Consider the following 9,961-nt stretch of genomic DNA (forward strand, 5'->3'; position numbering starts at 1 on the left):
CGTCCGCGAACATCCGCGTCGCCACGACCCCAGCCTCCACCAGCACCGACCAACATCATCATCGGCAGTCAAGCACCAACCAGTCGACAGCGCATGCCGAACTCGAAACCCCGTGCCCACCAGTCGGCTACGCCAAATCCGCCCGATTTCCGGCGGATGCTACGGCTACCCCGACGCGGAACGCGCGGTCGACGTCGTCGGCGATGAGTAGTTCTCGTTCATGGGCGTGCAGGACCGCGATGGCGTCGGCGAGTTCGTCGTCGCTCATGGCTTCCGCTGCCGCTGCGACGATGTCGTCTTCGAGGTTCACGCGCCGAGAATAACCACAGGATCCGAGTGGACCGAAAAGGGCGACGGCCCCCGACCGAGGGGTGTCGGGAGCCGTCCTTCGACCCGTCAGGGAATCACTCGACCTGCCGAGGAAGTGTGCGTGACCACGCAGGGGAGTCGATGATATCCGAGGGCAAACCGGCGCGAAGCGGCGGCGCGGCAGCACGGTCCCTACACGGATGCGTAGTGCGCGCTGCGGGAGTAGAACAGCCGGTACAGCACGCCGGCCTCCGCGTTGTGCACAGCGGCGGCGGGATCGAGCCACTGGTCGGCGATGCGTGTCCAGCCATCGGCCCCGTACTGCTCGTCGGCGAAACCTGAGACGAGACCGGCGAGGTTCTCGGCGACCTCGGTGTAGCCGGCCGGGTCGGTGACCCACCGTTCGATGATCGCGGCGATCTCGTCGCGCACCCCAGCGTCGACACGGCGGTGCGGGCCGTGTGCGCGTTGCTGTGCGACGTCTCCGGCCGGCGTGTCGACGAGGTTGAGCCCGTTGCCGAACAACACCACCTCGTGGATCAGCTCCGATTCCCACGATCCAGGGCGTCCAGCGGTCAATGTGGTGCGGGCGTAGGCGTCGGACTCGGCATACCGTTCGAGTCCACCGTGGCTCTCACGCAACCGATGATGGACCAGCTCGAGCGCGGCCGCGAGAGTCGTGATGGCTTTACGTCCGGCACGGGCGAGCAGGGCGTGCAGCGCATCGGCGTCAGTTCTGGAGAGAGCCACGACCGGGCGCACCGGTCCGTGGGCGTCGCTGAGGTCGGTGTAGGTGTGCGTGGCGCCGCCCTGCATGTGGACGTAGACGTATCGGCTCTCCGCGTCGGCGGTGAGAAACCAGCCGTGGTTGTCGCGGTCGACGACTCGGCCGGGTAAGGGACTGGGTGTGCCGCTGTGCATGCGCTGGTGTCCTCTCGGGCGATGCTGGAAATTCAGGGTAGGGCCGGGGTGCCGGTGACACCGGGCCAGGTGGCCACCATGCGGGTCGCGGCGATATGCAGGTCGTTGATCTCGTCGACGACCAGGCGCAGGAACTCGGCGCGCTGGTGGGTCGGGTCGGGCAGCGATGGGAGCGGCTCGATCCAGTCGACGTCCTCCTCGTCGAGAGGGACAGTGTCGGGGTCGGGGATGTCTACTTTCGCGGCGCGGGAGAGCCACAACTCGCCGCTGACGTTGTAGCTGACGACGAACTGGTCGCCCTTGATGCCGGCCCCGAACAGGGGGCGGCCCCAGACGGCGCGGTCCCAGGTGATGACGCCCTGGTCGACCGCTTCTTGGAGCAGCAGGTACCCGGCCTGAGCGGGCCCGTCGTTGAGATAGTGGTGGGAGATTCGGTCGAGGCGGCCTGGGTGCAGGGTCAGCAGCGGTGTCGCCTCGCGTGCGGTGGTCATCAGCGTCCTGCCTTGTCGTGGGGTGTCCTCGGTCGACGGGCCGGTGCCGTCCCTGGGTTGGTTCGAGCATGGACGCTACCGGCCGGTGCCGACAGGCAGAGCGCGGCGGTCGGTGCTGGTCAGCGCTGTGGTGGTGGCGCTGCGGATCCGGTCCGGGCCAGTGGTGGGCGGGGATGGTTGCTGTATCCCCCCCCACCACAGGCCGGTGTGGGTTGTGGGTCAGTCCGACAGTTCGCGGATCAGTTGCCACAGGACACGCGCGGTCAGCGCATGGTTGTCGAGGTCGGTGGCCCGATCGGCGGCCGGCGTCCACAGGCCGGTGTCGGCGACGGTGTGGGCGCGCACGAGATCGCCGCACCGGTCGCGGTGGCCGGTGAAGCGGATCGGAAGTAGCCGGGCATCCCAGATCAGGGATCCGGCCGCGGCCGTGGAGTAGTCGTCGAGTCCGTCGACCGGCTCGTCGATCTGGGTGTAGGAGCGCACCGCTTCGTCGGTCAGTGCCTCGCGGTGGTCCTCGGTGAGCGGGACGATCGCGGCATCCGGGTCGGCGGGGTGTTCGTAGCGGGACGCCACCTCGACCTTGACGCCGGATGCGGCGGTGCCGTGTTCCTCTCCGGGGAGGAGGAATGTGGGGCTCACGGCCTGCCACCGGCTGTGGTGCAGGGCCGTGATCATCGCTTCGTGCAGCGGCGCAGGAGTGTCCGTGTTCCGCGGAATGCGGGCGAGTACCTTCATGTCGCCGCGGGCTGAGCGGCGTCGGACCAGGATCTCGCTCGCGTTCGGAAACGTCACGGCCTCAAAGACTTCGGTGGTGCGCATCGGGCGCTCCTTTCGCTCGGGTGGGATCAGTCGACCATCCACACCCCGACGTGTCAAGTGTTGGAATCAAAATTGATTAGCACGCTTGACAGTCCGGTGTGGGTGGCATAGATTCAGGGTCATCACACCGACGACGGAGGGGGAGGGTATGCACACGGGGGCCGAGACGACCGCGCCGGAGTCCGAGCCGATCGGGCCGGATGATTTCGCGGTCGATCCGATGGAAGACCTCGAAGAACAGTGCGTGTGCGCGCTGCTGTGGGCGCATCCGGCCGACGCGACGAAGGTGACCGCGCATCTGCGGGGCGAGGACTTCCACCTGCCGATCTACCGCGAGTTGTTCGACGTCGTCGCCGCACTGGTGGCCGAGGACGGTCCGCATACCGCCGCGATGGTCGCCGCCCGTCTCGAGCAGGACGGGCGTCTCGGCGGGTATGCCGGGGATCGGCTGCGCCGCGCTCTCGTCGCCGCCACCACCGCCGGGGCCGATGGGGCGAGTGTGGGCTACTACGCCCGCGCCGTCGCGTCCGCCGCGTATCGCCGCAGCTTCCGTGATGCGGGACTCGCGATCGCCGAGGCCGCCGAAACCCTGCCCGAGAACGACCTGTTCGAGCACATGGTCGACCTCGGACGTCGCCAACGCGCCGCCACCGTCCGCCTCGCTGCACTGCGCGCTGCGGGACTGTGAACCATCCGATCCGCACAAGAGAGAAGGAATGTCGAATGCCTGTGAACTACCCCGCCGCCGATCCCACCGCCGGGGCGCACGTGCGGCCGGAGCGGATCCTGCGCACGCGGAGCCTGAGCGACGAGGTCCTCATCGCGCTGGCGCACCAGGTCGCCGCGCACCCGCACGCCACGCCGCCGGTGTCGTGGCGACTCGAAGACGGGGTGCTCGTCGCTTCCGACGCCGCCGGGGAGCGGGTGTGGGTCACCGCGATCGACCGGTGGGACGGCGATTTCCTGCGCTACACCCGCCGCGCCGACACCGACGGGGTCGTGGCTGTGCTCGATTGGCCTACCGATTTCGACGAGTCCGAGGTGATCGCCCGCGACGCCAGGGCCGGGCTGGCGTCGCTCTCCGGGGACGTCTCGGCGCGCCCGTAGGGTCGAGCGCGGCAGGTGAACGCAGCAACGGGCGACCCCGGCGCTGCGTCCACTCGCCGGCCCGGCAGCCCCCGAAGACGAGGACAGATCCGATGAGCAGCGACTACACCATCAGCGTCGTGCGCGCCGACACCGACGACAAGGCGTGGACCGTCACCGTGCACGATCGGCCCGACTGGTCGTTCCGCGAGAAGAACTTCGCTGCCATCGACGCCCGTGTCCGCGACCTGGCCTGCACCCACGACGGCGCCGACCCCGCCGCGGTCACCGTCACCCGCACTCGGGTGGCCGTCGGCGACGTCGACGTCACCGACCGGCTCGCCGACCTCGACGAGCAGCGTCGACGCGCCCAGAAGGTCACCGAGTCGGTCGGCGCCACCACGCTCGAGCTGATCGCCACACTGCGTCGACAGGCCGGCCTGTCCACCCGCGATACCGGGTCGGTCCTGGGTTTGACGGGTGGTCGCATCAGCCAACTCGAACAGGCCCAGGTCGAGAGCGCCAAGTCCGAGACCGCCGAATGAAGGACGACTGCCCCGTGACCGATCCCCGCATCATCGATACCGACTTCGGATCCATCACCGTCCGCAACGAACTGCCGGACACGGTGACCCTCGCGGTCGACGACGGCCTCAACGCGCAGCGGGTGCTGCTGTTGCAGCTCGATGAGGCGCACCAGCTGATCGACGGTGTGCGCGCCGCGATCCGGGCCGCGCACACCGCGGACAAGGCCGGCTGACCCGTGTGCTGAAGGGTTCTCCGCATGCTGGTGGCCACCGAGAACAGGGGGCGTGACCGGCGAGCTGTCCAGACGCCCCGAGAAGTTCGGGACGTCCCCCGCATCGCTGACCGGGTTTCTACGCCTCGACCTGACCGACGTCGTCGCCGCGTGGCCACTGCACGCCCTGCCATACCGGGCCGACATGCGGTGGTCGGTAGATGATGACAGAACACTTCCGGCACTCAAATGTCCTGTGCCCCAACCCTCCCGCCGAAGTCACGGCGGTGGCGCACGTGCACGGACACCATCCCACCAAGATCAAGTTTGGGCCGAGTCTGTGGCCGTTCGGACAGGTTTGAGGCGCCAACTCCTGGCTGGGGGCCATCTCTTCATTTTCGCACACATGTTCCCATAGCCTGAACCCTCTTGGGGAACATGTGTTCTATACACTGGAATGCGGTAGCCGCGGCGGAGCCCCGGAAACGGGTGCTCGGGAAGCGTCGCGGCTACCGCAATTCCTGATGGATGGATCGCCGAAACGGGGGCAATCTGCTCATGCGCAGGATGCGACTTCGGTCGGCTGGAACGCATCCCTCTGGGAATGTTCTCGGTTAAGAGCTCGAGGGGTGCCGTGAAGAGATGCGATCGTGTCCGTATCTGCACGGAGTGCCCTGATTCAGGGCCGCTTCGCGAGAATTGAGGAGACTTCACTGTGTGTGGTGAAGTGATCGAGCGCTTCGGGGCGAATCTGACGCATGGCGAAGACGAGTTGACGACGCCGGGCTTCGGGTGCTTCGAAGATGGGTTCGTGGTGGGCGACGCGGTTCCGGAACTCCCGTAGATCTCCCAAGGTGCTGTGGATCTTGGAGCGGTTGGCATTCGGGGGGAACGCTTTGTGCAGGTAGGGAACCCAAAGAGTCTTCTCGTGAATGTCTGAGGTCATGTAGGTCCAGAACCCGAACGTCAGCTCGGCGATCACCTTCCCGGGGGTCGGCTGTTTCCCTGCCGCTCTGCGTGCCTGCTCGATCTTGTCGATAGGGATGCGGTTCGCGTCCTTGCTCTTCCCCCTGTGATCGGTGCGTAGGTGCTCGGGAAACAGCTGCCGGGCCGTGATTTTGTCGGTCCAGTGCTTGTCACCGGCAGCCGTGGCGGCGACAAGCTGCGCGTCGTAGGCATTGCGCAGGGCGACCTCGAAGTGGTTGAGGTCGTGGAGGAAGGCTGCGCTGAGCTTTGCGTTCCACTCGTACAGCGCCAGCGCCCGAATGCGGTTACCGCCGGATTTGCGCACGTAGAGTGCGAATCTGTCGTTGCTGAGCCACTGCTCGACCCAGGCGTCACCGCTGGTTGCCAACCATCCTCCTTCGCCGATACACTGTGGGCATCGTAAGCCGTCGATGACCGCTGGTTCGCCATGTCGCTTCGGCTCAGGTTTGGAAGCCCCAGTATTCAGCCTCGCTGACCTGGGGCTTTCCTGTCCCTTCTCTTTCTTTCCCACCTGCTGACAAAGGCAGTCGAGTAGTCGACACCGCCCGCACGCTCCACTGCCTTGTCGACATCGCCGACCGCGCACTGGCATGACGGGAACGCTCGGCGGTGTCGTCGGCGATGAAGAGTTCACGTTCGTGGGCGTTGTAGGGCTGCCGATCGTGGCGGCGAGTTCGTCGGCGCTCATTGCCTGGGCTGCGCCTTCGAGGATCTCGTCTTCGAGTTGCACGCGCCGAAGGGTAGCTGCGTGACTCGGATGTTGCGGGCCGAGGATACTGGATCAGCGCGGACGATCGAGGGTGAGTTGTTGTTCGTGGAAATCGAAGTGTTTGGTGGGATACCGGTACAGCTCACCGATGGTCATGTAGTCGGTGAAGAACGGGTCCCAGCGCACCGGGAAGAACATGCCCCGTGCCAACGCCTGCTCCGATTCACGGTGCAGCCGGCGGCTCAGCGCACCGATGACCCGATCGGCTTTCGCACCCATCCGGTCCCGGTTGAACACCAGCGCCGCAGCACACGACCCGTAGTAGTTCACCACATCGAAGGGCCGCGTACCGGCATCGAGGACCTGGGCGAATCGACGCCCCACCCCGGCCGGTAGTCGGCTGACCACCCGCACCAACGGCAGCAGCGCCGCCACCACCATGTACCCGAAGACCATGTGGAACAGCAGTTGCTCGTTGGTCCACCGTGTCCCCGCCGACCGGCGCCGCAACGAGGTATCGGAAGCATCGGCGAGAAGCCGGTGCAGTTGCACACGGGTGCGTTCGAGCTCACCAGCGATGGCGGCCCTATCCACCCGTTCAGCGCGGTCCATGGTCCATCACCTGCCCAGGAAGCCACCGGCACTCGGTGGTCGTCGATTCAAGACTTCTCCTCCCATACGGCCTCCACAACTGCCGGCCGGATGCGGTCTCGTGTCGGGAATCGATATTGCGTCCCCGTCGAACCCGTCGCGTGATCGCCACCGACCGACTACCTCTGCTTCGCTCAGCACGGGTGGGTTTCACCGTGCAGCGTCGAGACGCCACGTCGGAAGTATCTGCCCGCAGGGGGTGCGGATCACCGTGTCGCGAGCATCGGACGGCTGGTCTAGCAGCAGAAGACTCGGAATGACGTGCGCCGCTCAGAGATCGAACAGCGAGAACTGGTCCTTCTGTGCCCGAGACTCGGTGTCGGCGAGATACCGGTCGGCCATGGCTCGCGCGACGGTTTCGTCGCAGCCGAGCTCAGCAGCGACCTCACTCCAGTCGTGTCCGTTGTGCTGGAGTTGCCACGCCAGTTGATGCAGGTGTTCGTCCATGTCCATCAGCGCCGCTCCCGCGGTCGTGTCGGGCCGGAACCCGTTCGACGACGCGGGTTCTCATATAGGCAGACGGTAACCGCGGATACAGGCATGGGGCGGCAGACACGCCGCCCACTGCCCGGGACCGGCGAACGGAACGCACGAGAAAAGGTAAACCCGCCCCCAGAGGGGGCGGGCGGTGCGCCTTCCATGATGCCGCCATTGCCGGCCACGCAGGGACGCAGCACCGGTCAGGGACCGATGGGCAATATGCGGCGGGACCGGACGGCAGCGACCACACGATCAGCGACCCGGCCGGCGTCGCGGCCGACACCCCGCAACGACGCCGACGACAGACTGCGCTGCCATTCGAGACCGACAAACCCCAGTCCCGGACACGTGGTGGAGACGCCCTGCCGGTGCCGAGGCCGGCCCGTCTCGTCGAGGGCGCCGAGACCGGTCAGATAGGGCAGGTGCGGGCGATAACCGGTGCCCAGCACGAGAATGTCGGCGGTGGTGGCGGCGCCATCGGGCCAGAACACCCGGCGGTCGTCGAGGCCGGTGAACAGCGGCCGCGGCCGCGGGTTACCGCTGGCCAGGGCGCCGCGGTAGCGGCCGGTGTCGAGGACCTGCTGGGTCGGCGGAGTACGCAACCATCGCCCGACGGGGGCCCGGTCGAGCCCGGTGACCGTGAGCCAGAAATGCACATCACGTCCGAACGGACGCTGCGGCATGAACTTCGGCGGTCGGCGGCTGGCCAGGGTCACGGAGGCGACCTCGGCGAGTTCGGTGGCGATCTGCACCGCGGAATTACCGGCACCGACCACCACCACGTTCTGGCCCGTCAGTGCAGCAGGGTCGCGGTAGTCGCTCGTGTGCAGCACCGTGCCGCCGAACGTGTCCAGACCCGGCAGCGGTGGGATATTCGGGGATCCGAAGCAGCCGGTGGCCGCGATCAGGATCGGCGCGGTGACACTGTTCCGGGCTGCGGTGTGGGCGGTGTAGGCGCCCCGCTCGCAGGTGACGGTCTCGACGCGGGCGCCGGTCACGATGTCGACGTCGAGTCCGGCGGCGTAGCGGCGCAGGTAGTCGATCACCTCGTTGCGCCGCGGATAGCGCTGCGGGTCGCCGGGAAACGCCAGGCCCGGTAGGGCGCTGTATTTCGCCGGGGAGAACAGGGTGAGGCTGTCGTAGTAGTGCGGCCAGGCCCCGACCGGCTCGTCGCCGGCTTCGAGCAGCCCGGTGCGCAGGCCACGAGCAGAGAGGGCGTGGGCGGCAGCGAGGCCGGACTGGCCACCGCCGACAACGAGAGCGTCATAGTCGGTCATGAGGTTCCTTCGAGAGTGCCGGTGGTGGTCAGCCGCGGCACGGACGCGACCGCGAGGAGCGCGGCGATCACGGCGACCACCGCGAGGACGAGGTAAGCGGTGGCGTAGCTGCCGGTCGCCGACGCCAAGGCGGTTCCCGCCCACGGCGCCAACGCCATGACCACCACGATCGGGGCGGACATCAGCCCCCCGAGACGCCCGTAATGGGTCGAGCCCCACCGGTCGGTGATGGCGGTGGCCTGGATCAAGGTGAATAATCCGCGCACCAAGCCGGCGCCGATCGCCGCGCCGATCAACGCTGCGGCCGTGGTCACCACGCCGAGCAGTGCGGTGGTTGCCGCGGTGCCGGCCAGGATTACCACGATGCGGCTGCGGACGCTGGTGCGGGCGATCAGGGTCAAATAGCCGAGGCGGCCGAGCACCTGTCCGGCGCCGCCGAGTCCGAGCGTCAGCGCCGCCACGGATGGGGAGAAGCCCTGTTCGAGCAGCAACGGCACCAGGTTGAACACCCCGGCGAAGGCGGTGAACGCACCGAGAGCCAACGCGGTCACCAGTGCGAGGAATGCGGGGCTGCGGGCGATCTCGCGGTGCCCGAGCTGCGCGGTGCCGTTCGCCGGTGGGGTCGCGGCGGGCCAGGATCCGCGCAGTCCCCACCAGTGCCCGGGGATCGTGATCGCGGCGAGGATCACCGCGAGGATCAGGTAGGTGGTGCGCCAGTCCGACTGCTGATCGATCATCGAGGTCAACGGGGCGAAGATGGTGCTGGCCAGTCCCGCGGCGAGGGTCAGGATCATCAGGGCGTGGACGGAGCGGTCGCCGTACCAGCGGGTCAGTGCGGCGAACGCTGGTGGGTAGAGCACCGCGCCCATCGCGGTGCCGGCCAGCAGCCACCCGGCGTAGAACACCGGCAGGGTGGGGGCGAGCGCGATCAGGACCAGGGCGGGGACCGCGAGGATCGAGCCGGCGGTCATGATCGTGCGCGGTCCGACTCGGTCGAGGATGCGCCCGACCGGGATGCCGGCTGCGGCGGTGGCGAGTTGACCGAGCGAGAACGCCGCGGTGATCGCCGTGGGCGACCAGCCGGTGTCGGTAGAGATCGAGACCGACAGGACCGGGAATGCGTAGTACAGGATGCCCCAGCTGGTGATCTCGGTCAGGCACAGCACTGCCAGCACCCGCCGCAGCCCGGCCCCGGTGAGGGCGCCGGGCTGCGGGCGGAGGGTCGGCGTGTCGGTCACCGGGTGTTATCCGCCGGTGCGGGCGGAGAGGGTGACCAACTGCGGCTCGGGGGTGCCGCAGCACCCACCCGCTGCCTCGGCGGTGTCGGCGGTCGGGTCGTCGAACACCCCGGCGCCGCCGCACACCCCCGTCTCGGGCAGGGTCAGCTCGACGCGGGCGGCGGCATCATGATCACCGGCCAGGGCGGCGGCGATGCTGCGGACCTGCTCGTAGCCGGTCATCGCCAGGAACGTCGGGGCCCGCCCGTAGCTCT

Annotated in this window: 13 protein-coding genes and 1 pseudogene; 4 read left to right on the forward strand and 10 right to left on the reverse strand. The window is 67.9% G+C overall.

The window, feature by feature from the left end:
- Positions 1–127: 127 nt before the first annotated feature.
- The 4 genes from Q7514_RS32895 to Q7514_RS32910 form a co-directional block, all read right to left on the reverse strand.
- Positions 128–310: a hypothetical protein gene (locus Q7514_RS32895; protein WP_330137358.1), complete on the reverse strand. Its 183-nt coding sequence runs from the start codon at positions 308–310 to the stop codon at positions 128–130.
- A gap of 191 nt (positions 311–501) precedes the next feature.
- On the reverse strand, positions 502–1,230 hold the full coding sequence (locus tag Q7514_RS32900; protein WP_330137359.1) for a hypothetical protein: 729 nt from the start codon (positions 1,228–1,230) through the stop codon (positions 502–504).
- Positions 1,231–1,262: 32 nt separating this feature from the next.
- Positions 1,263–1,721, reverse strand: a complete 459-nt coding sequence (locus Q7514_RS32905) for a hypothetical protein (protein ID WP_330137360.1) — start codon at positions 1,719–1,721, stop codon at positions 1,263–1,265.
- 219 nt (positions 1,722–1,940) lie between these two features.
- Positions 1,941–2,540, reverse strand: coding sequence for a hypothetical protein (locus tag Q7514_RS32910; protein WP_330137361.1), 600 nt, complete (start codon positions 2,538–2,540; stop codon positions 1,941–1,943).
- 148 nt (positions 2,541–2,688) lie between these two features.
- Here Q7514_RS32910 and Q7514_RS32915 point away from each other — a divergent pair, with 148 nt between their 5' ends.
- The 4 genes from Q7514_RS32915 (at position 2,689) to Q7514_RS32930 (ending at position 4,386) form a co-directional block, all read left to right on the forward strand.
- Entirely contained in the window at positions 2,689–3,228 is a 540-nt protein-coding gene (locus tag Q7514_RS32915) for a DnaB-like helicase N-terminal domain-containing protein (RefSeq protein ID WP_330137362.1), read from the forward strand.
- A 35-nt stretch (positions 3,229–3,263) separates the two neighbouring features.
- Complete coding sequence (locus tag Q7514_RS32920; protein ID WP_330137363.1) at positions 3,264–3,647, forward strand: hypothetical protein; 384 nt, start codon at positions 3,264–3,266, stop codon at positions 3,645–3,647.
- Between the two features lie 92 nt (positions 3,648–3,739).
- Positions 3,740–4,171 (forward strand): hypothetical protein, encoded by a 432-nt coding sequence (locus Q7514_RS32925; protein ID WP_330137364.1) that lies wholly within the window; start codon positions 3,740–3,742, stop codon positions 4,169–4,171.
- 14 nt (positions 4,172–4,185) lie between these two features.
- Positions 4,186–4,386, forward strand: coding sequence for a hypothetical protein (locus Q7514_RS32930; RefSeq protein WP_330137365.1), 201 nt, complete (start codon positions 4,186–4,188; stop codon positions 4,384–4,386).
- A 658-nt stretch (positions 4,387–5,044) separates the two neighbouring features.
- Here Q7514_RS32930 and Q7514_RS32935 read toward each other — a convergent pair.
- From Q7514_RS32935 to Q7514_RS32960, 6 genes and pseudogenes are all read right to left on the reverse strand, one after another.
- Entirely contained in the window at positions 5,045–5,719 is a 675-nt protein-coding gene (locus Q7514_RS32935) for an Abi family protein (protein ID WP_330137366.1), read from the reverse strand.
- A gap of 414 nt (positions 5,720–6,133) precedes the next feature.
- Positions 6,134–6,673 carry a DinB family protein gene (locus Q7514_RS32940; RefSeq protein ID WP_330137367.1) on the reverse strand — a complete coding sequence of 180 codons (540 nt, stop codon included), beginning with the start codon at positions 6,671–6,673 and terminating at the stop codon, positions 6,134–6,136.
- 309 nt (positions 6,674–6,982) lie between these two features.
- A complete protein-coding gene (locus tag Q7514_RS32945) occupies positions 6,983–7,165 on the reverse strand; it encodes a hypothetical protein (RefSeq protein ID WP_330137368.1) in 183 nt (60 codons plus the stop codon).
- A 227-nt stretch (positions 7,166–7,392) separates the two neighbouring features.
- Positions 7,393–8,469 (reverse strand): flavin-containing monooxygenase, encoded by a 1,077-nt coding sequence (locus Q7514_RS32950; RefSeq protein WP_330137369.1) that lies wholly within the window; start codon positions 8,467–8,469, stop codon positions 7,393–7,395.
- Positions 8,466–9,707 (reverse strand): MFS transporter, encoded by a 1,242-nt coding sequence (locus tag Q7514_RS32955; RefSeq protein ID WP_330137370.1) that lies wholly within the window; start codon positions 9,705–9,707, stop codon positions 8,466–8,468. The genes Q7514_RS32950 and Q7514_RS32955 overlap by 4 nt, the downstream gene beginning before the upstream one ends.
- Before the next feature lie 6 nt (positions 9,708–9,713).
- Positions 9,714–9,961, reverse strand: a pseudogene (locus tag Q7514_RS32960) (flavoprotein); the annotation flags it as partial.

Origin of the sequence: Rhodococcus artemisiae (assembly GCF_036327795.1) — a bacterium.
Classification (GTDB): Bacteria; Actinomycetota; Actinomycetes; order Mycobacteriales; family Mycobacteriaceae; genus Rhodococcus; species Rhodococcus artemisiae.